The organism is Paraburkholderia sp. 32, from assembly GCF_050435345.1.
GTDB lineage: Bacteria > Pseudomonadota > Gammaproteobacteria > Burkholderiales > Burkholderiaceae > Paraburkholderia > Paraburkholderia tuberum.
Window position 1 is genome coordinate 409,655 of sequence record NZ_JBNDKD010000002.1, and the last position, 24,653, is coordinate 434,307.

Sequence of the window (24,653 nt, forward strand, 5' to 3'; positions counted from 1 at the left end):
CCGATCCTCTTCCAGATTTATGCATAACTTATGAACCAGAAAACAGAGAGCAACAAAGCGGGTGCAAAGCGTCGACCCCTTCCGCACCATCGCGATGCTTGGCCGGGTCAGCGCGCTGGTCAAGTCAGGTAAGGACATTATCCGCCTTGATGTAGGTGAGCCCGACTTCGGCACCCCCGACCCTGTGATCGCTGCCGCCCAATCAGCGCTGACGGGGAGGGGTGAAGCGCGTATCGGACGATATACGGGCGCGACAGCCCGTCCAGAGCTGCGGGAGGCAGTCGCTAACTTTTACAGATCCCGCTACGACGTATCGATCGATCCCTCCCAGGTTCTCATCACGACGGGGTCATCGGCAGGGCGTCGATGGTGATGGCAGCGTTGATCGAGGACGGACAGAGCTTGCTCTCGACTGAGCCCGGCTATCCCTCGTATAAAGTCTACGCAAAACTTGCAGGAGGCGAGTTGAAGAGTAAGCGCCTCACGACGACCGTCGTAGACGGCGGCGAGAACCGACATCAAAGTGGTGCCCATCATTTTCGATTTGATGGACATCACTGTGACAGAGTCGGAAGCCAAGCCGGGTAGCCGCAAGGGACGCCCGAATTATGATCGCGAGTTTCGACGCCGGCTTGCGGCCGCGGCATGTGAGCCTGGTGCGTCGGTCGCGAAGCTGGCGCGGGACAATGACATCAATGCAAACATGCTGTTCACCTGGCGGCGTCGCTATCGCGAGCAATTGCAGGCGGAAACGACGTGCCTGATTCCAGTGGCGGTGGTTCATGAGACGCCGCCGCAGCGCGTGGCGATGCCCCCAGATGCAAGGGACGTCTGCAACCGGACTGCACGAGCCGGGACGATCGAGATTCGGTTCGGTGACGTGGTAGTCAAGGTCAACGGCGTTGTCGACGCCGACACGCTACGCGTCGTCCTGGGGAGCGTGCGATCGTGATCTCTCTACCCACGGGTACACGCGTCTGGCTGGTGGCAGGCGTCACCGACATGCGCTGCGGGTTCCAGGGGCTGGCGACAAAGGTGCAGACGGCGCTCGAGGACAATCCGCTGGGTGGCAACGTGTTCATCTTCCGGGGCCGGCGCGGCGATCTCGTGAAGGTCATGTGGGCGACCGAAGACGGGCTCTGGCTTCTTGCGAAGCGGCTTGAGCGTGGTCGCTTCGTCTGGCCACACGCCGATGGCGGCAAGGTCCATCTGACGGCGGCGCAACTGTCGATGTTGCTCGAAGGCATCGATTGGCGGCAGCCGCGTCGCACCGCTGCACTGTCGATGTTGTAAACCGCGAGGAAGGCTCGTAAACTGCGCCGCATGTCGAACGGCGCCGAACTTCCTGACGATGTTGAAACTCTGCGGGCCTTGCTGGTCGAGGCCCGTGCCCAGCTTGCCGAGCGCGATCTGGAGATCGAGCAGCTCAAGGCGCAGATCGACAAGCTCAAGCGCATGCAGTTCGGCCGCAAGTCCGAGCAGTTGGACCGGGAGGTCGCGCGGCTCGAAACCGCGCTCGAGGACTTGACCGGTGAGCGTGGTGTCGCTGATGTGCGACGCGCCCACGAATCAAGCGCGAGCACGCCTGTGGGCGACGCATCGCCGAAAGAAGCGCTGCCGCCGCATCTGCCACGCGAAGAACGCGTACTCGACGCCGACGCGACCTGCCCGAAGTGCGGCAGCGCCATGCAGCCGCTCGGAGAAGACGTGTCCGAGCAGCTCGCCCGCGTCGCGGCAATGTTCAAGGTGATTCGCACGATCCGGCGCAAGACGGTCTGTCCGTGCGGCCACCACTTCTCGCAGCCGTCCATGCCCGGCCTGCCGATCACGCGCAGCATTGCCCATCCGAGCCTGCTGGCCGACATCCTCGTCTCGAAGTACGCTGACCACGCGCCGTTGTACCGGCAGTCGCAGATTGCCGCGCGCGACGGCGTGAAGCTCGACCCGGCCAGCATGGGACGCTGGGTCGGCCAGTGTGAGGCCCTTTGCGTGCCGTTGACCGAGGCGCTGCGCCGCTACACAATGGCACCGTCGAAGCTGCACGCGGATGACACGCCGATCCCGGTGCTTGAGCCGGGCAAGAAGAAGACGAAGACTGGGCGCCTGTGGGTGTATGTGCGCGATGACACCCGTTCGGGCTCGACCGAACCGGCCGCGGTGTGGTTTGCTTACTCGCCCGACCGCAAAGGCATCCACCCCCAGACCCATCTCGCTGGATTCGAGGGCATCCTGCAAGCCGACGCCTACAGTGGCTTCAACGAACTGTACGAGAGCGGCAAGATCCGTGAAGCTGCATGCTGGGACCACGCGAGACGGTACCTCTACGACGTGCATGCCCGAACGCCTACCGAGGCGACCCGAGAGGTGCTCGAACTGATCGGTGGACTTTACGGCATCGAGGCGGACATCCGTGGCAAACCCGCTGCTGAACGGCTGTGCCTGCGGCAGGAGAAAAGCGTGCCGCTGCTCGCGACCATCAAGACGTGGATGACGGACAAGCTCGCAACGCTGTCGAAGAAATCCGAACTGGCCAAAGCGATCCGTTACTCGCTCAACCAGTGGGACGCGCTCGCGCTGTACTGCGAAGAGGGTCGTGCTGAGATCAGCAACGCCCTGGCCGAAAACGCGCTGCGCTGTGTGAGTCTGGGCCGCAAGAACTTCCTGTTCGCCGGCTCCGACAGCGGAGGCGAGCGGGCAGCCGCGATGTACGGTCTGATCGGCACATGCAAGCTCAACGGGATCAACCCGCGCGCCTACCTCGAATACGTCCTGACCCATATCGCTGACCATCCCATTAACCGCATCGACGAACTGTTGCCCTGGAACGTGGCCACGAAGCTGCCTCGGCAGTCTGGCCCATCGGCGTCTGCTGACACGTAACCCGATTCCCGATCATGCCTCACGCGGGCGCCGCGTTGCGGACGGCCGTCGCGAGGTGCTTACGTTGAAGACGGTTCCTGCTACAAAGCAAGGCGACTCGTGGCCAACCGTCGATCAGTGCGAAGATCACTGGGATACAGAGACCCGTGGTCTCCTAACTACGTCTCCGTCCAATCCGACTGGGGCAACGATTCCATGGAAACGAGCGATTGATCTCATGAACCTCGCGTCGGCGCGACAAGCCAGCTATGTGAGTGACGAGCTCTACCATGGGCTGCACGACATGATTCCGGATCACAGCGCACTCGAACACAACGCCGACGCGTTCGTAATCAATGGCTTTTCGAAGTACATTGCCATGACGGGCTGGCTCCTCGGGTGGATAGTCGTCCCTCCGTCGTTCGTCGAACCGATCACTGTGCTGGCACAACATCTTTATCTTTCGCCGCCAGATGTGTCTCAAGTTGCCGCACTCGCGTGCTTTAGACCCGAGACTCTTGACGTATGCGAACAACGCCGGCTCGAGATCAAGCAAAGACGTGACTTCCTTCTGTCGGCACTCGACGGTGCTGGGTTTAGCGTTCCGTATCAGCCGGAAGGCGGGTTTTACGTCTTCGCCGATGCGTCTCGTTTTACCGACCGGTGCGAAACGCTATGTGAAGAGCTGATCGAACAGGCCGGCGTTTCGGTCGCGCCGGGCAGTGACTTTGGAGATTTTCCCACTTACCTGCGGTTTAGCCTTTGCGCTGACATCGGCCGCCTTTCCGAGGCCGTTACGCGCATTCAACGATATGTGACGCAAGCCAGGCCGGGCTGACTGCGGCGGCGACAACCGGCCTGTCGAACTGCGTGCGATGATGCACAGATGCACTTGGGGCATTCTATGCCCCGCCAGATTCTTGCGAAAGCCGTCACTCTGGAGCGGTCGCTCTGAGCCCAAGAACAGACCGAGCAACATCGCTAAATCTAGTCATGCGCGTGTACCGCGTTCGTTACATGCAGGCTCCCGCAGCAAACTTAAGGCTACGTGGCGCCGCCAAGCCGCCACGTCTCCTCAACTCAACAAATCTTCTAAGGCCTAGGCGACGCGCCTCACTTCGAAGCAGTACTGGTGTCGCCGTGAACCCTATTCATAAACCTGCGTACCTGCTCTGCCCAAAGAGCGGGATGAGCCATGGTCAGATGCCCAAATGTGTCCGTTCCTCCCTTTTGTACAAAGTAGGTTCCGTGGGGCACACGATGGATATTGCTTTGCAGGATCTGTAGTTCGTCTGGGTTGAACTCATCATCAGTAAAATTCAAGGCAAACAGACTTGCCTTGATGCTCTCGAGTTTGGGCTGAGGATCGTAGTCTTGCGACGATTCGAGTGAATATAGAAGGTCGTTGGCGTCAGAGCGTGCTGTTTGCTGATCCGTTGCGTGGAGGAATGCTTCTGCTGCCTGCGTGTCGGGTACCGAAGACTGCAAGTGCGGGACGCCATCTATCATCATGCGGCTGACACGCCAACCTTGGATTGAGGCGAAAATCGGTGCGGTGTATTTTCCATTGTCCCAGCCTGGATCTTTCCGGATCCCGTCGATGACAATTCGCCGCCACAACAGATTGCGGCCGGACACTTTGACCGGCAGGGAGACGATTGGCATCACAGCCTTGACATCATCCGGATAGGTCTCGGCCCACTGCCAGGCATTCATTCCACCCATAGAAACGCCCACGATCGCAAGAAGTTGTTTGACGCCCAGGACCTCAGTGACGAGCTTGTGCTGCAAATCAACCATATCGCCGTAGCCATAATGCGGAAACTTTGTCTTAAGCCCGTCACTTGGTTTCGAAGATTGACCATGACCGATGTTATCCGGAATGATTAGATAGTAACGGCTCGCGTCTAATGGTTGGCCGGGAGCATAGAGGGAGCGCATGAACTCAGGCGACAACATCGATGCGCCACTGCTTGCAGTCCAGTGCAGAACGAGAACGGCATTGTCAATTTGACCGTGCGAGTCCCGATGCGGCGTGCCAAGTGTCACGTAATGCAGACGGAGGCGAGCAAGGGACTCGCTGTCGCGAAAGCGATAATCGGAAAATTCAGCGTCGTGCGGATTCGGAGTAGGAGTGGAAGACTCCGCCGCAGCATTCGGATTACTCGCCGGCTTATCGGCAGGCGTCTGAGCATACGCAGCATTTGCGGTTATGAGGAGTATGGCGGTGCTCCAGACAGTAAGCCAACGTCCGGCCAACTCTCTTTTCAAAGACATGGGGTATTTACTTCTGTGATGCGTGTTGTTTTGAAGTTGAATCATCATGTTTCCTTCGATAAGCCCGGCGGTGTGTCCCGCGTTCCCAAAGACGGGACACAACAACTGCCGTAATAGATTGCGCTAGCCTTCAACCGAGATGGTTTCGCTCTGTCGGGACCGAGACTGCGGAGCGGTTTCACGAGCGTCGACAAGTAAGTATGTGAGTGTTGCGGAGATCGCAGCAACGGCGGCTGCAACGAACAGCACAGAAGAAAATCCCAGCCTGAAGCTATTGCGCGCCACAAAAATCAATTGGTCTCTCACAGCTGGGACGCTAATTCCCACCGTGTCTCCAGCCACAATATGCGAGATTACCAGTTCGATCGTCTTTCCATCGAGCGGTGGCAACCCCTTGTTTGTTGCCGCCATTATGAACTGACGTCTTGTCTCGCTTGTCAAGATGGCGCCAAGGCATGTGATACCGAGTACAAGCCCGACGAAGCGCAACGTACCACCGATTCCAGATGCCATTCCGCTGCGTTCGGGTGGAATCACACTCATAGAGACCTTCGTTGTTTCACCGTTGAGCAGACCTGCTCCGCAACCAGTGATCAGCATTCCAACCCACAGTAACTTCAACGATGCCTCAGAAAGTGCCACCAGCGCAGTGATGAGATTACCGGCAGCGACGATGCCAAGGCCGATTGTGAGAATGGCTCGCCCTGACATGCTGTGAGCGAGAATCGCCCCGACGCGGGGAAGAAAAAACAGCGGAAGCGCGAACGGCAGCATGTTGAGCCCAGCCAAGGCCGGGTTGAAGCCGAAGCTGTTTTGCAGATATAAAGGCAGATACGTCATCATGACCTGAGCTGCCGATGCGAATCCGAGCATGGCAAAGCTGCTGCCGAGGAACGTTCGCCTGCGGAACAGAGAGAAGTCAACCATCGGACGCTTTTGAACCAGTTCAGCTATCACGTAACAAAGCAGCAGTCCGGCTGCGACGGAAAACTTAACGAGTGTCGAATTGCTGCCCCAGCCGTCAACATTGGCGGTTATGAGGCCCCAGACCAGAGAAAGCAGGCCGCCTCCAAAAAACGTCATTCCGGCCACGTCCAACTTCTGCGCGCGTGGGTCGCTTGATTCGTCGACCGATGAGATTCCAATGGCCATTAGTACGATCCCGACGGGAACGTTGACTAGGAACGCCCATCGCCAGCCGAAGGCAGACGTAATGAAGCCGCCAACGAGAGGGCCGATTGCCACGGCTACTCCGACTAGCGTTCCCCAAAATGCGAACGCTCGCGCCCTCTCGGTACCGCGGAAACTATGACCGAGCACTGCCAGAGCAGCACTGAGCTGGATTGCCGATCCGACGCCTTGCAATCCTCGAGCGGCATTGAGGACAACTGCATTCGGCGCGAGGCCGCAAAGGAAAGATGCAGCCGTAAAAAGAAACATGCCGGCCAGCAACATACGACGCCGCCCGAATCGGTCAGCGAGGGCTCCCGCCGGCATCAGGAACGCCGCGAACGGTAAAATGTAGGCGCTGACAACCCACTCGATGTCGGTGAAGCTAGCGTCGAGGTCTCTGGCTATCGTCGGCAGTGATACTGCGACAATGTTGGAATCCAGCATGATCATAAAAGATACGCCGGATGTACATAGCAGAACACGAGCACTTTGGGTCGACAACCAGCGCCTCGCCCCGGTTCGACCCGCATCATGCTGGGCGGCTTCGCCGGTCTCGGACCTGTCCGAAGCAGGTGACCTTTCATTCATATGAGTGCTCCAATGTGCGACTTGAGATGTCTCCGGTCCGATACCAGTGCTGTTGAGCTGGACCGACATGCAATGGTCGACAAACCTCGCCAACCGCCAAGTTGTTGCGTCGTGAAATATTGGGCGCATATGCACGTAGTGTCAAGAAAATCTCCTGATGCTCTCCGTGCTGCTAGTCGTGGCGGATTCGATAATTGGGTGGCTCGCATGATCCATGTGGCTCGTCGCCTAACGATGCCTGCGAACGAGTCTTGCGGTTGACCTTGGTCATCCACGGTCGGCGGCATCCCTTCTGCCACTAGATGCGATTTAATCCGTATGAACGCATCGTTGACCCACGAGAGTCGGCGAAAACGGTGCGACGACATGCACGTCTAAATCGCGGTGCCCGGCGTTGCCCAGGGACGAAACTTGATCATTGCGCTTCGATAGCGCGGCGGGTCGCGATCCTCGAGTTTGTGATGTCAACGTGGGGACCTTATCGTCGCGGAGTGAATGAAGCGGCCCCCTGATTCTTGGGACACAGTCTCCCACTTACAATAGCGGGTAGGGTGCGACACGGAGCGCGAGGCTACGTAGTACCAGGACAGTGCACGCTCGCTTCATCATTGTCCGACCTGAACCAAGGTAGTGGACTTTCCGTGCGACCGGCAGTAGCGCTCGGAGCGCGTGCATCGCTGGGAACGCTGCTGCGGGGTCGCATTCTTCGAGTACTTGATTCTTGGCGAGATCGAGCGCCTCGCTCACGGAGCCGCGACGAAGCCTCAACCCTAAGAGGCAGAAGGAAGCGAAATATCAACATCGTCGAAGGCCTCGTGCAATAATCCGGACGGGGCCTTTACGGCTGCCATGTCCTAGATCGACGCCGCACATTGACGCTGGTGTGGTTGACGAGTCAGTGACCCTTCGCCGCTCATGAAGGGGGTCAAAGGAGTTCGACCGCAAGCGCAATACCCTGCCCGCCGCCGATGCACAGCGTGACGATGCCGCGCTTCAGGCCATCGCGCACCAATGAGTGAAGCAGGCGGGTTGTGAGTACAGCGCCCGTTGCACCGATCGCGTGGCCGTGCGCGATCGCGCCACCCTCCACGTTGACTATCTCGTCCGGCAGCCCAATTTGTTCCATGACTGCTAGCGGGACAGCGGCGAAAGCCTCATTAATTTCAACCCGATCAACATCGGTCAGGCGCCATCCCGCGCGCTCAAGAACCAGCTTGACTGCGGGCGCAGGCGCGATACCAAAGATGCCCGGCTCAACCGCAGATACTGCAAACGCAACCAGCTTCGCAACGGGCCGAAGGTTGTTCTGATCGGCGAAAGCCCGGGTGGAAACGAGCATGCCAGATGCTCCCGAGTTCAGGCCTGGCGCGTTGCCTGCCGTAATGGTGCCGTCCGGCCTGAAGGCTGGGCGCAATTTGGACAGGGTTTCGAACGTCGAGTCAGGGCGCGGCTGCTCATCAACGGAAAACTCGACAAGGCGTTTGCCAAGAGAGATCTCAAGAGGGATGATTTCTTCCTTGAATTTTCCCTTTGCCTGGGCGTTCGAGAAGCGGCTCTGTGAGCGCTCTGCCCAACGGTCCTGCGCCTCCCGGCTGATATAGTATTCCTTGACTAGATCTTCCGTGTGCCAGCCGGAGTGCTCGCTTGAGAAGGCATCGTTCAGGCCATCGTGCAGCATGCTATCGATAATGTGCGCATGCCCCATGCGGCTGCCCCATCGACCCTCCGGAAGGAGATAAGGCGCGCGGTCCATGTTTTCCATCCCGCCGGCAATGACAGCCGCGGCCGCGCCAAGTGCTACCTCCTGGGCGGCTGTTACGATAGCCTGTGCTCCGGAGCCACATACGCGATTCACGGTCAGGGCAGGGGAAGACACAGGAAGGCCGCCCTTGATTGATGCCTGGCGCGCCGGATTCATGCCATTACCAGCCTGAATCACGTTGCCGAAGACGGCAGATTCAACCTTCGAAGCAGGCAACCCCGTTCTACGAAGGACCTCCTTTACGACGGAGGCGCCCAGGTCGGTGGCCGGGACACCCTTGAGAGAGCCGTTGAACGCGCCAATCGCGGTACGGACCGGTGCGGTCAATACAATTTCCGTGTCTTTGAACATATCATTTCTCCGTGTGCTGCACGTGTTTGCTGACAGCGACGCACACCCATGCGTGCGTCAATCCTGCTGGAGGTTTTGGAACAAAACATCGTCGCGCTGGGTTACGATGCAGCGCGCTGAAGTCCGTATGCCTGAAGGTGTGAATAAGCGACGTCAAGATAAGGCGTTTCGATCGCGTGCTGCCTTGCACGTTGGATCATGTCGCCAACGATGGCGTCCGATTCGATCTGTTGAGCGCCAGCCTCGATATCACGCATCATCGAAGCCGCCCACTTTGAACTCGGATCAAGCAGAGAACCTTCCATGCTGCGGACAGCAGCATCATCAAGACCAAATCCCGATTTCTGGGCTACCTGCAGGCATTCGTTAATCAATGCGCGAATCTGTTGCTCACCATTGGTCGTATGCATAATTTGGCCGATTGTCGAGCGCATTAGACAAGTGGCTCCAGCGCCTGCACAAATCATGACCCATTTCTCCCAGAGCTGAGCTTCGATCCGCTCCGAAATGTTTCGATCCCCTCCAGTGCGAGAGAACAGTTCGAAAATTTTTCGGGCAGCATCAGCCTGAATTGGATCGCGCTGCCCGACGATCAGCTTATCGAACGGACTCAGATGTGCGATGTCACCGTTCGGCAACAGTTTTGTGGCGATATAGGCGATACCACCAACCACGCGGTGACGGCCGAAGCGGCGGTCGAGAGCGTCGTAAGTCGAAAGCCCGTTAAGCAAGGGGAGGATGACAGAGTTGTCTGCAATGGCGGGGGCAATCGAAGCAATAGCGGCATCGAGGTCGTAAGCCTTGCAGGTGAGAAGCACCATGTCATACAGTGGGTCTACGTCCTCGGCCAATACCGTCTTGACCTTTGACTGGATGTCGCCGGAGGCACTCTTTACGACAATCCCGTTTGCCTGCAGGGTATCCTGACGCTTTGGCCTAACGAGGAAGGTCACATCGACCCCTGCCTGTAAAAGTCGGGCACCGTAATATCCACCCAGCGCGCCTGCTCCCAGCACTAGAATTTTCATTTAATCACCATTGTCAAGACATCTGTCGCTCGCGCAAGCTCCCGCCAGATAATGGCGTGCTCGCCGGGAAAAACACCTGCCGTTGCAAGTTCCGAACGGCAGGCAGAGTTACTTCAGCGCCCCTTTACTGAAGCACCGCGTTGCAGAGTTTCGCGAGGCGCTCGTCGAGTGACCGGCCCTGTACGTCGATTGCAGCGCTGTGATACTGACTCAACAGGGTCGACGGCTTGTCGTACTCGATGGTCGTACCGCGCTGTGAGTTTTCATAGACCATGATGCGCAACGGTGCATAGAGACCTGCGCCCATGTTCTGATTTGTCATCTCCACGGCCGTCAAAATATTGCCCGTAAAGTATTCCGTTCCCTGCTTTTGAACCCCTTTCAAGGCCAACCAGTTGCTAAACGCGCCGGTGTAATGAATCATAAGGCCGTATTTTCCCGCTGCCTTCTGCAGCTCGGCCTGAAGTTCATCTGTACGCTTCTCCTTCGCCATCTGGCGGAAACGATCATCGAGCTTGGAGAGACTGCTCTCAATGTCCGCGATCACTGCAGGATAAGGCTTGCTCGAAGAGACAGTCACGTGCTGCACAACCATAGATGTTTCGGAAACTTCAACGGTTGCTGCGTGCGCGGAAATACTGACGTAGAGGGACGCGGCAAGGCAAAGGGTGCTCAGTGCGCGCATGATTTGGGCGGTTGACTTCATGGTGTGTCTCCTTGTTGATGACAATTTCAATATGCGAGTTCTGTGTCCGCAACGCGGTGCTTCGCTTAGAAGCTAACGTTGTCTGCACCCTTCAGATCGAGCATCGCCCTTGCTTCATCCGGCGTAGCAATTTCCAAGGAAAATTCATTTAGCATGCGTTTGATCTTGGTCACCTGCTCCGCGTTGCTCTTTGCCAACTGACCGCGTTCGATATACAGGCTATCTTCGAGCCCCACCCGCACGTTCCCACCCATGAGAGCGGACTGGGCTGCCACGGGCATCTGATGGCGGCCAGCAGCGAGAACGGACCAGACGTAATCGTCACCAAAAAGCCGGTCTGCGGTGCGTCGCATGAATACGACGTTGTCCGCATCGGGGCCGATACCGCCAAGAATGCCGAACACGCTCTGGATGAAAAGGGGCGGCTTGACCAGTCCCTTATCGAGGAAGTAGGCGAGGTTATAGAGATGCCCGATGTCATAGCACTCGTGTTCGAAGCGAGTGCCATGGTCCGTCATCAATTGATAGATGCGCGCGATGTCACGAAAGGTGTTGCGGAAGATGAATGCCTCGCTGGCCAGAAGGTATTCCTTTTCCCACGGAAACTTCCATTCCGAGATTTTCTCAACCAGCGGGTGCATCGAAAAGTTGATGGACCCCATGTTCAGCGAACACATTTCCGGACGGAACTTGAGTGCCGCCGCAAGCCGGTCCTCAACGGTCATTTCGGGACTGCCGCCAGTCGTCAGGTTAATGACGGCATTCGTACGTTCCTTAATAACAGGCAGGAACTTCGCGAAAATCTCGGGGTTGCCGGTGGGGGCTCCGGTCTGTGGATCGCGAGCGTGAAGATGAAGGATTGAGGCGCCTGCTTCTGCGGCGGCAATCGCCTGCTCTGCAATGTCCTCTGGCCTATACGGCAGATAGTCGGACAGTGTAGGGGTGTGAATTGCACCCGTCACTGCACAAGTGACGATGACCTTACGTTGCTTCTTCATGACGGCTCCTGATTGATCTCAACCTGACAGCGCAGGTTCATGTTGGTGTTTACACCGAGTAATGCGAATTGCTTTGATGACGGGATATTGCGTGTATATACTCGCATTGTCAACGGTGTTAACGCGAGGACAACGCGGACACTGGGGACGCAGCGCAAGAGATTCAGCGCGTCACGAAAACATTGAGGCAAGGAGGCAGAGATGCACCCCACAGAGCTTGGAAATCTTGAGTTCGATCGACTCGAATCAGCAGGAGGTGTGGAAGAGTCCGCAGATATCGTTGCGAAGACCTGGCAACTCGCCAAGGCGCGAAACCGGTTCGTCTGGCCGCTGCTTGCAGGGTCGCTCGCCATCTACTTCGGTTTGCTGATCCTTGTGCTGTCATCACCGGATGCGATGAGCCAGTCTCTGTACGGTGAGGTGAACATCGGTCTGGCAGCGGTGTGCGTGCAGCTACTTGTGGCGGTGGTTGCTTTCTGGGCCTACTGTACGTGGGCGGCAGCCAAGTTCGACGCCCGCGCCGCATCTTTGCGTCTCGCTGCCCAGGACGCCCGTCCCGGAGGTCAACATGTCTAATTTCGCGTCTGGCGGGGGTGTCCGGATTGCGGCATTTTCCGCGTTCATTCTGCTCAGCCTGCTGCTGACAAGCTGGGCTTCGCGTCGATCAAAGGGAGCGGCTGGATTCTTTGTTGCAGGGCGCAATCTGACGCCCATGCAAAACGGACTTGCGATTTCTGGTGACTTCATGTCCGCCGCGTCCTTCCTCGGAGTAACGGGGCTTGTGGCGCTGTTTGGGTCCGACGGTCTCGTTTATCAGGTTGGGTTTATCGTGGGTTGGCTGATGATTATGCTGATCGTCGCCGAGCCGGTGCGTAACTGCGGAAAGTACACGCTGTCGGACGTCGTCGCTCTGCGCCTTCCTTCTGCATCTGTCCGTGGAGCGACTGCGGTATCGTCGCTGCTCATAGCTTTGGCATATCTGCTTGCTCAGCTGGTGGGTGCCGGCGCGCTTGCAAGTCTTTTGTTACCGATTGGCACCGACGCAGCAGTGATTCTCATCGGCGTGCTCATGATTGCCTATGTGCTATTCGGCGGCATGGTCGGAGCGACGTATGTACAGATTGTCAAAGCCATCCTCGTATGGACCGCGGCAGCTTTGTTGCTCATGCTGGCGCTCGCACACTTCTCGTTCGACGTCGGGGCGATGTTAACGAAAGCCAAAGCCTCCTCTTTGCATCCTGACCATTATCTAATCGCCGGGGCGTATCTGAAGAATCCTGTCGACACTGTTTCGCTCGCGATTGCACTTGCGCTAGGAACGGCCGGCCTTCCGCACGTCATGACACGTTTCTACACCGTACCGTCGGCGGTTGACGCCCGGCATTCGGCAAAGATTGCACTTGTTGTCATGACGTCGTTCGCGATCATGGTTTGTCTTCTCGGCTTTGCTGCATGTGCGATTGTCGGTCCGCAGTCGATCCTCCAATCAAACAAGGCAGGTAACAGCGCGATAACGCTGCTCGCTGTCACGTTGGGCGGCGGCGTGGGATCCTTCGGCGGGGAAATGTTGCTCGCCTGTGTCTCGGCGATTGCATTTGCGACGATCCTTGCAGTTGTGTCCGGCATTATGATTTCGTCTGCATCGACGATTGCCCACGACATTTTTGCGATGCTAGTGTTCCGCACCGACGCGCAAGACAAGCGCCAGGTCCTCGTAGCGAAGGTGGCGACGGTGACTTTCGGTGTAGTCGCAATCTGCCTAGCACTAGCAGTGAAGTCATTGAATGTCGCGTTTCTCGTCGGACTTGCTTTTGCCATCGCTGCAAGCGCGAATCTTCCCGTCATCTTAATGACACTCTATTGGCGCCGTTTCACGGATGCTGGAGCCGTAGCGGCCGTGGTTGTCGGCGTTCTCTCGTCGATTGGACTGGTTCTCGTCGGGCCAGCCGTGATCGGCGCGCATGGGCTGGTGCTGAAGACCACTACGCCACTGAGTTCTCTCGCCAACCCGGGGATTATCAGCATTCCATGCGGTTTTGTGGCTGGCTGGCTGGTTTCGTTGATAACCTCGCAGAAAACGTCTGCATATAGCTTCGAAGAGCAGCAGCTGCGGATGCTTAGTGGGTACGGTGCTGAGGAGGCGGTCCAGCACTAACGCCAGTACCCCCGTGGCACTCAACTACACGTTATCTACTAAGGAAACAAGATGACTTCATCCACAACCGAACCGATCCGGTTCGCGAAAGACGGCGACGTTGCCGTCATCACGATGCAGTTTGCCCCGCATAATCTTGTGGGCAAAACGCTGTCAGAATCGTTGGTCGAGAATCTGAAGCGTGCCGGGACCGAGAAGGCGCGAGCGGTTGTTATCAAGAGCGGTTTGCGACATTTTTCGGCCGGAGCGGAAATGTCGCTTTTCGAGAACGCAGGCGCGCGTCGTAATGACGTTGACTTCGTCAGTGTACTTCGCACCTTTGACGAACTTCCGATCCCGATCATTTCGTCTGTCCACGGTCTCGCCGTCGGCGGTGGCTTCGAGATTGCACTTGCGTCAGACCTGATTATCGCCGCAGCATCCGCGAAGATGGGCTTGGTCGAAGCGACGCTCGGACTGCACCCGCTCATGGGCGGCATACAGCGTCTGATTGACCGTGTGGGCCTGGCTCGAGCCAAAGAAATCGTTTTGCTCGCCCGTAGGCATGACGCGGGGACGCTCGAGCGTTGGAACGTTATCAATCGCGTCGTTCCGGACGCTGAGCTCGAAACTGTGACCATGTCGATTGCTCGCGAGATTGCGGCTGGTCCGACTGTCGCTCATGCTGCGACCAAGCGGCTCGCCTCGATCTACAGCAACAATGGCATGCGAGCAGCGGACGAGGGAATGGCCGATATCTCTGATCCCATATACAGGACGGCTGACCTTCAACGCGGTTTGGACGCATTTGCAACGACGGGACCCGGCAGTGCGGTCTTCGAGGGAAACTAAAGACGAGGATGACATGAGCAAGGGGCCACTTTCAGGCATCAAGGTAGTTGACTTTTCGCGCGTGCTTGCGGGACCGCACTGCGCGAAGACTCTGCATGACCTCGGTGCCGACGTCATTAAGGTCGAGCCGCCGAGGCCGGATATCTCGCGTTCGGCGCTGCCGCAGTACAACTCGATCTCGTATTACTATATCCAGCAGAACGCTGGAAAGCGCAACGTCAGCCTTGACCTGAATTACCCGGAAGCCCGGGAAATTGCGCGGAAGCTGATCAGTGAAGCAGATATTCTAGTTGAGAACTTCAGAGCCGGGACACTGGCGTTCTTCGGTCTGGACTATGAGTCAGTGCGTCAAATCAATCCGAGACTCATCTACGTCTCCATCAGCGGATATGGTCAAGGCGGTCCGCTGTCGCACCGTGCAGCCTATGCGCCGACCGTGCATGCCGAGTCGGGGTTCACTTCCACGTTCCTCTCGCATCTGGGCGAGGATCTCGCGGAGGACCGTCACGATCCCTATTCGCATGCCGATATTTACACCGGACTCGAGGCGACTATCGGAGTGCTTGCCGCCTTGCATCGCCGCAGCATCATGGGAGAGGGCCAGCATATCGATGTGGCGATGGCGGCCACGATGCTGGCCATTAATGAACGGGTGCACGTCGACTTGTCGGACGCGGATCTCGGCGCGGAACCTCCGGCGCTTGGTCCGTCGTTCTCGCCATTCTTCCGGACCAGCACTGGGGAGAAGATCACGATCGCTACGAGCGTTGTCGCCAGCCTTTCCTTCCCTCTCTACATTGGCGCGATGCGGCGCGCGGACTTGGCACGCGATCCACGCTTTCTGACGGCAGAACTGCGCAAAAAAAATCTCGCCGACTTTCATCAAATTGTACAGGACTGGATCCTTACGTTCGACAGCCTCGCGACGCTGGATGCCCAACTGGATGAGGCAAAGCTGGCGTTCGGCGTGGTCCGAGACATCAAGGATTTTGCCGAATCCGAGTGGGCGCAGTGGTGGGGTGCGACCGAAGAAATCGATGACCGCTCTGGCGGCATCGCACGCGTGCCAGGGAAGCCTTGGCGATTCTCAGCCAATGAACTAGAGCATCCCGGCATTCCCGCGTTCCGGGGAGAGCATAACCGCGAAGTGCTTTGGGAACTGGGCTACAGCTTGGAACAGATCGATGAACTGGTTAGCCGGAACGTCATGACGAACGAACCGGTCGCGCAGTAGTCGCTAACCCACGAGCGAGTCTCTGTGCCGCACGGCGGGGGATTCCCGATCTTTGGTATGCATCTTGTTATATTCATAACAAGATGCATATGCGCGTATACTGGCTTCTACAAAAATCTTCCGGAGAGGCCCGATGGAATTGCTTCAATGTAACTGCTCGTTCTTACGCAGCGCAACGCGTGCCCTTTCGCTCGCGTATGACGAGGTGCTCAGGCCAAGTGGACTCCGCATGACGCAATTTTCCATGCTGTCGCGCGCGTCGGCTGTGGGCGAGATTTCGGTGAGTGAATTGGCAGACCTCATGGCAATGGATCGCACGACACTGGGACGCAACTTGCAGCCGCTCGAACGCGAAGGCCTCGTACGGATTGACGTTGGTGAAGATCGGCGTGAGAGACTGGTGAGCGTCACTCCAGCGGGCCGAAAGGTCCTGGCTCGCGCACTGCCCCTGTGGGAAAGCGTGCACCAGCGGTTTGAGCAGAAACTGGGTAAGCGCGAAGCCAAAGAACTACGCGACACTCTGAAAAGAATTGTGGGTGTAGGGCGGGAGTTGTCTGCGGAGAACGAGACCATGCTTGGTTGAATGCTGTTCTTCGACTTTTGACGCGTGCTGGCTACCAGCCGTTCCATGGCTCAGTAAAAGCCGATGACGGCGTCTGGTGTGTGCGCGGTGTCCTTATAATGATTTGCGGCGGCGATCTCGCCCGCTACTACGGATCCTCCTGCTTGTGACCAGGCCAATGCGCACGCGGGCTGCCTGCGCCCGTTTTCGCCCGGTGATAAGTATCCTCAGACGGATTCGCTTATCATCCCGCCTTTGCAAGCTTCACAGGTCACCGAACGCTTGCCGCGCCTACTGTTTTGGCCAATCGCCGATGCTTCGGATCTCCTAGGGCAGGGACTGTACCGGGTGGTTTGGCCTAGGCTATTCGAGCTTAGGTAGCGCTACGTATTGACCATTCCTGAGATCGAGGCGATCTTATGATTGTGTGTCGAAAGGCTTACGACGCCCGAACGGGTACGCGCGGCGCAGCTGCGAAGCAAAAGAAATGGGGGCCGTATGCATCCACTGAGGGCGCTCCGGGAATCCGGAATCCATAGTGCAGAGAAAATCAAGCCAATCCTCGCGGATGGCGTCGTGTTTAACTCACCAATATTGGTTCGACCGCTCGTCGGGGCAGAGCTGGTTTCGGCTGTGCTTGCTGCCTCCGCGCTCGCTCGAGGTGTCGGAGGTAGGTATGTAGCTGAATATCGCGTGGATTCCGTGACAACAATACTGAGATGGCAAGGTAGCATCCAGGACCGCTCTATCGAGAGTATCGAAGTATTACTAGATGACGCCAACGGACTCCTCGTTGAGCGGACTATCGCCTATCGGCCCCTGCCGGCCGTTGAGATCTTTCGTGACGTGATCTATCCCTTGATTGTGGATATAGTCCCTTTGGATATCTGGTCGTATCAACGAGGCGTCGGCGAGGCGCAGTAGGATAGCGTGAGCCGGGACGGCGAAACACTGGGCAGCGTCCGGATTTGCTTTCCGCCGCTCTCGTTTCCAACAATAGGCAGCATTTGCGGCCGGGTTCGACGAGGACGGATGGCCGCGAGCCGTACCGCCGAGGCGCTTTCGACGCCGACCTCGATAAATAGTTTCCGCGCGGAAGATTACGCATTGCTCCTAGGGAAGCGCTGATTTATTCAGCTCGGTGGTCATCGTTGGCGTAGCTGAGGACGTTATAGAAGGCAACTCACGGAACAGACTCACACTGATGAAGAGGCAGATCGGCTTCGCCGAAGCGGAAATTGCAGGCAAGAAGCGAGTGACGAGGCGCCAACGCTTCCTCGCCGAGATGGAGAAGGTCGTTCCGTGGCAGCGCTTGCTGTCGGCAATCGAGCCGCACTATCCGAAGGGCACGCGAGGCCGCCCGCCGATTGGCCTGGAGCGAATGCTGCGAATCTACTTCCTGCAACAGTGGTACGGGCTGTCGGACGAAGGACTGGAAGACGCGCTGTATGACAGCATCGCGCTGCGAGCCTTCGCCGGCATCGATCTGGCAGTTGAGAACGTGCCTGATGCGACCACGCTGTTGAAATTCCGGCGCCTGCTGATCGAACACGAACTGACACGGAAGTTGTTCGACGAGATTGGCATCTCGCTGTGCGAGCGTGGGCTGATGATGAAGGAAGGCACGCTGGTTGACGCAACGATCATTGAAGCGCCGCCGTCGACCAAGAACGCCGGGAAGAGTCGTGACCCGGAAATGCATCAGACGAAGAAGGGAAACGAATGGCACTTTGGAATGAAAGCCCACATTGGCGTCGATGCCGATTCGGGCCTGATCCACAGTGTGGTTGGCACATCGGCCAACGTGTCGGATGTATCGCAAGCGCATGCCCTGCTGCACGGACATGAAGAGCAGGCGTTCGCCGACGCGGGCTACATTGGCGTAGACAAGCGCGAGGAAATGGCGGGCAAGACCGTGAAGTGGCACGTCGCTGCCAAGCGGGGAAAGATCAAGGCGATGCAGGACGGGGCGCTGAAGAACCTGGTGATCGCGGTCGAGCGAACCAAGGCGCAGATCCGGTCGCGGGTTGAGCATCCATTCCATATCGTCAAGAACCTGTTTCACCATCGCAAGACGCGATACAAGGGCTTGGCCAAGAACACCGCGCAACTGTTCAGCCTGTTCGCTCTTGCGAATCTGGTGATTGCGCGAAATCTGTCGCGATCGGTCCATGGGAGCAATCCGTCATGCGTATAAAAAATGCGAGCAGGGAGCCTCGTTTGCGCGTCCAATTCACCGAGTTGAGCATCGATTCGCTTCGTCATCCGGAAAATTCGACGGCATCTCGTCTGCAACTTGGGCAGTTGGTCCATTGATCAGCGCTTCCCTAGGTAGCGAATCGGCGTAAGTTCGGACGACGATAATTGTAGCCGACAACTGGTTGCTAGTTTCGTGACTGTGCGGCTCGCAGGACGCCGGCGACATTCACGAACCTGCTAAGCAGGATGGATAGTTGTGAAAAATGACGTCTAGCGGGTTGATCAACAGGACAATATCTTCAGGAATGCAAATATAAATGGCGTAATTGTTCATGGCGCGCTGCGCCATTGATGAACTGCGTGCCCTGGGATGAAGCTTAGCAGTAGTGGCGCAGGTTGTCGGGTAGCTGAGCGCGGTCACCCGCGTCCAGCCCCCTCAGAACCGTGCATGGGTCTTTCGATCCACACGGCTCAAGCCTCTGCAAAGGCATCTTTCGACACCCGGCTTCACAACTGTATTTTCGGCAGACTAATGAGTTCTACGGCAATTGAGATGGTGCATCTGAAGGTTGCCTGCGGCATCCGACCCGCCCTCGGCTCTCTTCACAATATGACGAACATCCCATGGGGGGCCCTTTGTAATGGGTTCGTGGCAGGCCGAACACACGCCATCCTGCCTTCGCCAAACGCGGTAAAGCTTCGCACGGCCTTTTGATGAGTTCTGCATTTTCGTGGCCCATCGGGACTCGAAGTAATGCTCCCATTCTGGGTCGTGCGGATTGGCGTTGGCTCTGATCTTGATATGCCGCTGGATTGGCGTATCAGATTCTTGTAGTAGGGTGAGCTCTCGTTGCGTTCCATCTTCTTGTTTTTCTGTGACGGCAAATATCCAGTTCCGGGCGCCCCGGGTCTGGTGAGTAGACCCGGGGAGTTTCACCCCGAGTCTCTCGCAGAACCGTACGTGAGACTCTCGCCTCATACGGCTCCTGTCATCCAACCCTGCCTCCCCAGACCTGCCAGTAGTGAAACATCCGTGGACATTTATTCTTCATCTTGCTGAGCCACTCCGCACTGCGCTGCTTGTGCCGCAACAGTGTTTTGTATTTCCTTCTAGCCCATTGCTCAAGCCGGCGATCAAGATACTGAAAGAGCTTGTGCATTGCCGTCTGATAAAACGCGCCATAGTAATTCCACCAGCCCCAGGTCGTTGAGTTGCATCGCTGCGCCAAATCGGCAAGCGTTTTCGGCGTTTGTCGATGAAGCTTCCACCCTCGCACGGTCTGTCGCATACGTTTCAAGGCATCATTGCTCACTCCCGGCAGGAAGCTGGTAAATAGCCGGCCTTGCTTGCTCTGAGCCCTCCTCGGCCTGAACGTAAAGCCGAGGAACGTGAACTGCACATGCGGATAGACCTCGGTGCGACTCCCATCCTTGCAATACACTATCTTTGATTTCTCAGGATGCGTCGTCAATCCACACTCCTCCAGCCTAGATGCGATGGATTGCATCACGAATTCCGCCTGCCTTTGGTTGCGACAGTGAACCACCGCATCGTCGGCATAGCGCGCAAAAGGATATTGAGGATAGGTGCGCTGCATCCAGCGGTCGAACGTATAATGCATGAACAGATTCATCAGGATCGGGCTGACCACTCCGCCTTGCGGAACGCCCCGCGTCCGTGGCAACCGGGTTCCGTCCGTAGTCTCGAACGGCGCAGTCAGCCACCGCTCGATATACAGCAGGATCCAGTCCTCCCTGACGTGGCTTCGCACGGCCTTCATCAACAATGCGTGATCGATCTGGTCGAACGCCGCCTTGATGTCAAACTCAACAATCCAGTCGTACTGCCAGCAACGCTTTCGCGTCACGGCAATCGCCTGTTTCGCCGACTTGCCCGGCCGGTATCCGTAGGAATCCGGATGAAATACCGGATCGATTGTCGGCTCGATCACCCTCAAGATCGCTCCCAGCCATTTGCAGCGCGCCGCATTCGTCTACATCCGTCAATCCAGTGCCAGCCAGGTCGAGCACAATCGTGAGTCGACACTGCGCCAGTACGCACTCGCCCAACGCGCCATAGCCCTCGGCTGGAGCGAGCAACAGGTCAGTGTGGTCGACGAGGATCTGGGACTCTCGGGGGCCAGCGCCGCGCATCGTAGCGGCTTTGCCCGTATGACCGCCGAAGTCGCGCTCGGGCACGTCGGCATCATTCTCGGCCTCGAGGTCTCGCGTCTGGCGCGCAACAACTCCGACTGGTGACCGACGACGTCGCACTCGCGCTCCGGGCCAACGTCGCGGTCATCACAACGCTGTGCGCACAGATCAAGGTCGTGGAAAAGCGTCTTCAGGAAAAGGTCGCACCGAATCCCGACTATGCATTGCTGACGACGGTGCCGGGCATCGGCCAGACACTTGCGACCGTCCTCTTGCTGGAGACCGGCCCCATCGAGCGCTTCGCCAGCACGGGTATACGATGATCAACCTGCGCCACTACTGCTAAGCTTCATCCCAGGGCACGCAGTTCATCAATGGCGCAGCGCCATGAACAATTACGCCATTTATATTTGCATTCCTGAAGATATTGTCCTGTTGATCAACCCGCTAGACGTCATTTTTCACAACTATCCATCCTGCTTAGCAGGTTCGTGAATGTCGCCGGCGTCCTGCGAGCCGCACAGTCACGAAACTAGCAACCAGTTGATAACGATGCGTTGTTAGTTCGACGGCTTGTTTGAATGCCTGCCCCGATCGGTCATCGTGCGGACCTCGAGAAATTCGAGGCGCTTTCTGTTGGTCGGAACGGCGGTCAGCGGCGACACTTCGCTGAGCGACCGTAACGAGCGACGGGCCAACTCATGATAGTTCGCTGTGCCTTCCCGCTTCCGCGCGACGTCTTCGTCGCTCAACGATCGGATCCCCTTATCCGGCGAGCCGACCGCCAAAGCGCGCGGCGGCAGTTTCGCTCGCGCCGGCACGAATGCGCCGGCGCTGACCACTGCTTCGGCTGCGACCTCCGCGTCATCCATCACCACGGTGCCATTTTCGCCGCTCCGTAGTTACAGTAGCTTGGCGGATTTTCCCGTATAGCGCGTCGACGATGCTGTCATTACGATGCGCCTGTATTGTTGCTCGCGCATCCTATCCCACACGGCTTCTGTGCAATGGACAGCGCCCATCAGATGGGCCTCCAACACTTCACGAAAATCCGACAAAGTCATTTTGCCTAAGACTTGTCGCGAAGAATGCGTCCGTTAGTGACGAGAATATCTACGCGTCCCCATCGCTCGACGGTCTGAGCCAACATCTGCTCGATATCGGCAAAGCTGGTAACTGAAGCCGAATTGGCCGACGCTTCACCGCCCATGGCTTCGCTCTCGCGCGTTATATTTTCTGTTGCAGCCGACGTGCCACCATTACCATGAACGTCGCTGCCCAGATCCGGAACCCGCACCGGTGACGATAGCGATTCGGGTGGCCAAACTTCGAGTCATTGCAGTCGCCTCGATTCGGGAAATCAGTTGCGTGACTCATACGCCGTGTCCGTATGGGACTCGCCGGTACAAGTTCGAGGTCGGAATCAATCCGGCTTGGAGTTCGAAGCCTGTGCAGGTTCGATTCTGGTGCGTAGTTCGAACTTCTGGATTTTCCCGGTCGAGGTTCTGGGAATGCGATCGAATTTCACGGCCTTGGGTACCTTGTAACCCGCGAGGAAGCTGCGACAGTGCGCGATGATTTCCTCGGCGGTCAGGAACTTTCCTTCCTTCAACTCTACGAACGCGCATGGCACCTCGCCCCATTTCTCGTCTGGCATGGCGATCACGGCCACCGCGGCGATTGCGGGGTGGCGATAAAGGACATTCTCCACTTCGATACTGGAGATGTTTTCTCCGCCAGAGATGATGATGTCCTTGCTGCGATCGCTGATCCGGATATATCCGTCATCCATGATGACGCCGATGTCGCCGGTGCGGAACCAGCCGTCAGACAGCGCTTGTGCCGTCGCGTCGGGGTCTTTCAGATAGCCTTTCATACACATGTTGCCGCGGAACATCAGTTCTCCGATCGTCTTACCATCCCGGGGTACGGGTTCGAGTGTCTCGGGGTCTAGTACCGCCAGCGATGATTGCAGAAGATATCTGACGCCTTGGCGGGCGGTCAGGTCTGCTGTCTGCTCTTCGGTAAGCGACTTCCAGTCTTCTTGCGGAGGGCACACTGCAGCAGGGCCGTACGTTTCAGTCAGGCCATACGTATGGATGGCATCAAATCCCATCCCGTGGATCTTGGCGAGAACCACGGGAGGAGGCGCCGCGCCAGCAATCATGGTCGAGACACGGTGCCTGATGCCTTCACGCCACGTGGCGGGCGCGTCGGCCAACGCGCTATGAACCACCGGTGCTCCGCAATAATGCGTCACGCGCTCGTCCCGGATCAGGCGCCACGCTGTCTCAACATCGAATCTGCGAAGGCAGATATTGACGCCGGCGCGCGCTGCGATTGCCCACGGAAAGCACCACCCATTGCAGTGAAACATCGGCAAGGTCCAGAGATATACCGGGTGTTTCGGCATGTCCCACTCGAGGATGTTGCCCAATGCAGCCAGGCAGGCGCCTCGGTGGTGATACACGACGCCCTTGGGTCTTCCTGTTGTCCCGGACGTGTAGTTGAGCGCGATGGGATCCCATTCGTCGCGAGGGCGTACCCAGTCGAACGCCGGATCGCCCTCGGTCAGGAATTGCTCGTAATCCACGCCATGCGGCGCATCGTGTTTCGCGGCGGCGAATTCGTCATGGACGACGATCACGAGCGGCCGCAGTGTTTCAAGCACATCGTCGCCGATCAGGTGCAGGAATTCCGAATCGACGATGATAGCTTTGGTTTCGCTATGGTTAAGCATGAAACCGATGGCGCTGGTTTCGAGTCGCGTATTTAGCGTACTGAGTACGGCCCCGGACATGGGAATGCCGAAATGCGCTTCGACCATGGCCGGCGTATTGGGCAGCAGAACCGAAATCACGTCGCCCGGCTGGATGCCGTGCATTGCCAGGGCGCTGGCCAATCGGCGCACACGTTCATAGGTTTCCGCCCAGGTGCGGCGAATCTCTCCGTAGACCACGGCAGTACGGCCGGCATAAACCTCGGCGGCTCTGACGATAAAGTCGATCGGCGTCAGGGATACGAAATTGGCGTCGCGTCGTTCAAGGCCATTCTCTAATGTGGTCACGTGCGTGTCTACCATTATAGATATTTGGTGCGAAACACTATCGTAGCGAATTGGAATATTTTTATGATAAAAGATATGGATATTGAATATAAATAGAATCGATTTGACGCGTATTTCATCGAGGAAGAATATGTGGGTTAAGTAGCCATTGGATTGAAGAATGGTTATGAAATTAAATATTGTTTTTCCAATCAATGGAGAGAGGCGATGCCACTTTGGAATGTTTACCATCCGGTCGGCGCATTTTCGACCAAGGACAAGAAAGAATTGTCGGAGAAGATTACTGGTCTATATGCTCGTATTCCGATTCCAAAATTCTATGTACTCGTGCTTTTTCACGCAGTGGAAAGCGATTCGTTTTATGTGGGGGGAGAGTCGCACGACAAATTTGTCCGACTTTCGATCGACCATATTGCCCGAACGCTTCCGGGGCCGATCCTGCGCGAATTCTGGGTGAGAGGGGTTGACGAGACTATCGCGCCGTACGTCAAGGACCGGGGCTTCGACTGGGAAATCTCGATCGACGAGACGCCGGTCGATCTGTGGTCGCTGCAGGGTGAATTGGCGCCGCCGTTCGAATCAGTGGCCGAAAAACGCTGGGTCGAGGAAAATCGCGCGAGCCCTTACACGCTGGCGGAGAAAATCCCGGTGAACCTGGTGTTAGGGCCGGGATTGACCGACCGGTAGTCGTACATGCTGCGGTCAGTGC

At 57.4% G+C, this 24,653-nt stretch carries 24 protein-coding genes and 1 pseudogene; 14 read left to right on the forward strand and 11 right to left on the reverse strand.

Annotation, left to right across the window (positions count from 1 at the left end):
- Positions 1-94: 94 nt before the first annotated feature.
- From OKW26_RS17220 to OKW26_RS17240, 5 genes are all read left to right on the forward strand, one after another.
- A complete protein-coding gene (locus OKW26_RS17220; RefSeq protein ID WP_429355242.1) occupies positions 95-373 on the forward strand; it encodes an aminotransferase class I/II-fold pyridoxal phosphate-dependent enzyme in 279 nt (92 codons plus the stop codon).
- Positions 374-523: 150 nt separating this feature from the next.
- Positions 524-952, forward strand: coding sequence for an IS66-like element accessory protein TnpA (gene tnpA / locus OKW26_RS17225; protein ID WP_429354493.1), 429 nt, complete (start codon positions 524-526; stop codon positions 950-952).
- Between the two features lie 32 nt (positions 953-984).
- Positions 985-1,293, forward strand: coding sequence for an IS66 family insertion sequence element accessory protein TnpB (gene tnpB, locus OKW26_RS17230; RefSeq protein ID WP_429354494.1), 309 nt, complete (start codon positions 985-987; stop codon positions 1,291-1,293).
- Positions 1,294-1,323: 30 nt separating this feature from the next.
- Positions 1,324-2,880, forward strand: coding sequence for an IS66 family transposase (gene tnpC, locus OKW26_RS17235; RefSeq protein WP_429354495.1), 1,557 nt, complete (start codon positions 1,324-1,326; stop codon positions 2,878-2,880).
- A 55-nt stretch (positions 2,881-2,935) separates the two neighbouring features.
- On the forward strand, positions 2,936-3,697 hold the full coding sequence (locus tag OKW26_RS17240; protein WP_429354496.1) for an aminotransferase class I/II-fold pyridoxal phosphate-dependent enzyme: 762 nt from the start codon (positions 2,936-2,938) through the stop codon (positions 3,695-3,697).
- A gap of 275 nt (positions 3,698-3,972) precedes the next feature.
- On the opposite strand, the gene OKW26_RS17245 is transcribed toward OKW26_RS17240, so the two are convergent.
- From OKW26_RS17245 to OKW26_RS17270, 6 genes are all read right to left on the reverse strand, one after another.
- Entirely contained in the window at positions 3,973-5,181 is a 1,209-nt protein-coding gene (locus OKW26_RS17245; RefSeq protein WP_429354497.1) for an alpha/beta fold hydrolase, read from the reverse strand.
- A gap of 78 nt (positions 5,182-5,259) precedes the next feature.
- Positions 5,260-6,759, reverse strand: coding sequence for an MFS transporter (locus tag OKW26_RS17250; protein WP_429354498.1), 1,500 nt, complete (start codon positions 6,757-6,759; stop codon positions 5,260-5,262).
- A 1,063-nt stretch (positions 6,760-7,822) separates the two neighbouring features.
- Positions 7,823-9,010, reverse strand: coding sequence for a thiolase family protein (locus OKW26_RS17255; protein WP_429354499.1), 1,188 nt, complete (start codon positions 9,008-9,010; stop codon positions 7,823-7,825).
- Between the two features lie 101 nt (positions 9,011-9,111).
- Complete coding sequence (locus tag OKW26_RS17260; RefSeq protein WP_429354500.1) at positions 9,112-10,038, reverse strand: 2-dehydropantoate 2-reductase; 927 nt, start codon at positions 10,036-10,038, stop codon at positions 9,112-9,114.
- 124 nt (positions 10,039-10,162) lie between these two features.
- Positions 10,163-10,744, reverse strand: coding sequence for a DUF302 domain-containing protein (locus tag OKW26_RS17265; protein ID WP_429354501.1), 582 nt, complete (start codon positions 10,742-10,744; stop codon positions 10,163-10,165).
- Positions 10,745-10,809: 65 nt separating this feature from the next.
- Positions 10,810-11,742, reverse strand: a complete 933-nt coding sequence (locus OKW26_RS17270) for a 3-keto-5-aminohexanoate cleavage protein (RefSeq protein WP_429354502.1) — start codon at positions 11,740-11,742, stop codon at positions 10,810-10,812.
- A 201-nt stretch (positions 11,743-11,943) separates the two neighbouring features.
- On the opposite strand from OKW26_RS17270, the gene OKW26_RS17275 reads away from it, so the two are divergent.
- The 6 genes from OKW26_RS17275 to OKW26_RS17300 all read left to right on the forward strand — a co-directional run bounded on the left by OKW26_RS17275 (position 11,944) and on the right by OKW26_RS17300 (position 18,721).
- Positions 11,944-12,318: a DUF485 domain-containing protein gene (locus OKW26_RS17275; RefSeq protein WP_429354503.1), complete on the forward strand. Its 375-nt coding sequence runs from the start codon at positions 11,944-11,946 to the stop codon at positions 12,316-12,318.
- Positions 12,311-13,897 carry a solute symporter family protein gene (locus OKW26_RS17280; RefSeq protein WP_429354504.1) on the forward strand — a complete coding sequence of 529 codons (1,587 nt, stop codon included), beginning with the start codon at positions 12,311-12,313 and terminating at the stop codon, positions 13,895-13,897. Before OKW26_RS17275 ends, OKW26_RS17280 begins: the two co-directional genes overlap by 8 nt.
- Positions 13,898-13,948: 51 nt before the next feature.
- Complete coding sequence (locus OKW26_RS17285) at positions 13,949-14,728, forward strand: enoyl-CoA hydratase/isomerase family protein (protein ID WP_429354505.1); 780 nt, start codon at positions 13,949-13,951, stop codon at positions 14,726-14,728.
- Positions 14,729-14,741: 13 nt separating this feature from the next.
- On the forward strand, positions 14,742-15,962 hold the full coding sequence (locus OKW26_RS17290) for a CaiB/BaiF CoA transferase family protein (RefSeq protein ID WP_429354506.1): 1,221 nt from the start codon (positions 14,742-14,744) through the stop codon (positions 15,960-15,962).
- 133 nt (positions 15,963-16,095) lie between these two features.
- A complete protein-coding gene (locus tag OKW26_RS17295; RefSeq protein WP_429354507.1) occupies positions 16,096-16,545 on the forward strand; it encodes a MarR family winged helix-turn-helix transcriptional regulator in 450 nt (149 codons plus the stop codon).
- 1,183 nt (positions 16,546-17,728) lie between these two features.
- Positions 17,729-18,721, forward strand: coding sequence for an IS5 family transposase (locus OKW26_RS17300; RefSeq protein ID WP_090812378.1), 993 nt, complete (start codon positions 17,729-17,731; stop codon positions 18,719-18,721).
- Positions 18,722-19,252: 531 nt separating this feature from the next.
- Here OKW26_RS17300 and OKW26_RS17305 read toward each other — a convergent pair.
- On the reverse strand, positions 19,253-19,702 hold the full coding sequence (locus tag OKW26_RS17305) for an HNH endonuclease (RefSeq protein WP_429355243.1): 450 nt from the start codon (positions 19,700-19,702) through the stop codon (positions 19,253-19,255).
- 10 nt (positions 19,703-19,712) lie between these two features.
- Complete coding sequence (locus OKW26_RS17310) at positions 19,713-20,675, reverse strand: reverse transcriptase domain-containing protein (protein WP_429355244.1); 963 nt, start codon at positions 20,673-20,675, stop codon at positions 19,713-19,715.
- Between the two features lie 22 nt (positions 20,676-20,697).
- On the opposite strand from OKW26_RS17310, the gene OKW26_RS17315 reads away from it, so the two are divergent.
- Entirely contained in the window at positions 20,698-20,982 is a 285-nt protein-coding gene (locus OKW26_RS17315; protein ID WP_429354508.1) for a recombinase family protein, read from the forward strand.
- 2 nt (positions 20,983-20,984) lie between these two features.
- Positions 20,985-21,191: pseudogene (locus OKW26_RS17320) on the forward strand (transposase); the annotation flags it as partial.
- Positions 21,192-21,437: 246 nt separating this feature from the next.
- Here OKW26_RS17320 and OKW26_RS17325 read toward each other — a convergent pair.
- The 3 genes from OKW26_RS17325 to OKW26_RS17335 all read right to left on the reverse strand — a co-directional run bounded on the left by OKW26_RS17325 (position 21,438) and on the right by OKW26_RS17335 (position 23,959).
- The gene (locus tag OKW26_RS17325; RefSeq protein WP_429354509.1) at positions 21,438-21,749 is read right to left on the reverse strand and encodes a hypothetical protein; all 312 of its coding nucleotides are present in this window, start codon (positions 21,747-21,749) and stop codon (positions 21,438-21,440) included.
- Between the two features lie 197 nt (positions 21,750-21,946).
- On the reverse strand, positions 21,947-22,174 hold the full coding sequence (locus OKW26_RS17330) for an SDR family NAD(P)-dependent oxidoreductase (protein ID WP_429354510.1): 228 nt from the start codon (positions 22,172-22,174) through the stop codon (positions 21,947-21,949).
- 126 nt (positions 22,175-22,300) lie between these two features.
- Positions 22,301-23,959 (reverse strand): acyl-CoA synthetase, encoded by a 1,659-nt coding sequence (locus OKW26_RS17335; RefSeq protein WP_429355245.1) that lies wholly within the window; start codon positions 23,957-23,959, stop codon positions 22,301-22,303.
- A 192-nt stretch (positions 23,960-24,151) separates the two neighbouring features.
- Here OKW26_RS17335 and OKW26_RS17340 point away from each other — a divergent pair, with 192 nt between their 5' ends.
- On the forward strand, positions 24,152-24,631 hold the full coding sequence (locus OKW26_RS17340; protein WP_429354511.1) for a tautomerase family protein: 480 nt from the start codon (positions 24,152-24,154) through the stop codon (positions 24,629-24,631).
- Positions 24,632-24,653 lie beyond the last annotated feature (22 nt).

What these genes read in the sequence shown, in the direction of transcription:
- OKW26_RS17305 (WP_429355243.1), bottom strand. Translation starts at nt 19,702, where the DNA reads ATGAGGCGAGAGTCTCACGTACGGTTCTGCGAGAGACTCGGGGTGAAA.
- OKW26_RS17250 (WP_429354498.1), bottom strand. Translation starts at nt 6,759, where the DNA reads ATGATCATGCTGGATTCCAACATTGTCGCAGTATCACTGCCGACGATA.
- OKW26_RS17290 (WP_429354506.1), top strand. Translation starts at nt 14,742, where the DNA reads ATGAGCAAGGGGCCACTTTCAGGCATCAAGGTAGTTGACTTTTCGCGC.
- OKW26_RS17245 (WP_429354497.1), bottom strand. Translation starts at nt 5,181, where the DNA reads ATGATTCAACTTCAAAACAACACGCATCACAGAAGTAAATACCCCATG.
- OKW26_RS17300 (WP_090812378.1), top strand. Translation starts at nt 17,729, where the DNA reads ATGAAGAGGCAGATCGGCTTCGCCGAAGCGGAAATTGCAGGCAAGAAG.
- OKW26_RS17270 (WP_429354502.1), bottom strand. Translation starts at nt 11,742, where the DNA reads ATGAAGAAGCAACGTAAGGTCATCGTCACTTGTGCAGTGACGGGTGCA.
- tnpC (WP_429354495.1), top strand. Translation starts at nt 1,324, where the DNA reads ATGTCGAACGGCGCCGAACTTCCTGACGATGTTGAAACTCTGCGGGCC.
- OKW26_RS17325 (WP_429354509.1), bottom strand. Translation starts at nt 21,749, where the DNA reads ATGGATGACGCGGAGGTCGCAGCCGAAGCAGTGGTCAGCGCCGGCGCA.
- OKW26_RS17220 (WP_429355242.1), top strand. Translation starts at nt 95, where the DNA reads ATGCTTGGCCGGGTCAGCGCGCTGGTCAAGTCAGGTAAGGACATTATC.
- OKW26_RS17265 (WP_429354501.1), bottom strand. Translation starts at nt 10,744, where the DNA reads ATGAAGTCAACCGCCCAAATCATGCGCGCACTGAGCACCCTTTGCCTT.
- OKW26_RS17275 (WP_429354503.1), top strand. Translation starts at nt 11,944, where the DNA reads ATGCACCCCACAGAGCTTGGAAATCTTGAGTTCGATCGACTCGAATCA.
- OKW26_RS17335 (WP_429355245.1), bottom strand. Translation starts at nt 23,959, where the DNA reads ATGGTAGACACGCACGTGACCACATTAGAGAATGGCCTTGAACGACGC.
- OKW26_RS17255 (WP_429354499.1), bottom strand. Translation starts at nt 9,010, where the DNA reads ATGTTCAAAGACACGGAAATTGTATTGACCGCACCGGTCCGTACCGCG.
- OKW26_RS17280 (WP_429354504.1), top strand. Translation starts at nt 12,311, where the DNA reads ATGTCTAATTTCGCGTCTGGCGGGGGTGTCCGGATTGCGGCATTTTCC.
- OKW26_RS17340 (WP_429354511.1), top strand. Translation starts at nt 24,152, where the DNA reads ATGCCACTTTGGAATGTTTACCATCCGGTCGGCGCATTTTCGACCAAG.
- OKW26_RS17285 (WP_429354505.1), top strand. Translation starts at nt 13,949, where the DNA reads ATGACTTCATCCACAACCGAACCGATCCGGTTCGCGAAAGACGGCGAC.
- OKW26_RS17260 (WP_429354500.1), bottom strand. Translation starts at nt 10,038, where the DNA reads ATGAAAATTCTAGTGCTGGGAGCAGGCGCGCTGGGTGGATATTACGGT.
- OKW26_RS17295 (WP_429354507.1), top strand. Translation starts at nt 16,096, where the DNA reads ATGGAATTGCTTCAATGTAACTGCTCGTTCTTACGCAGCGCAACGCGT.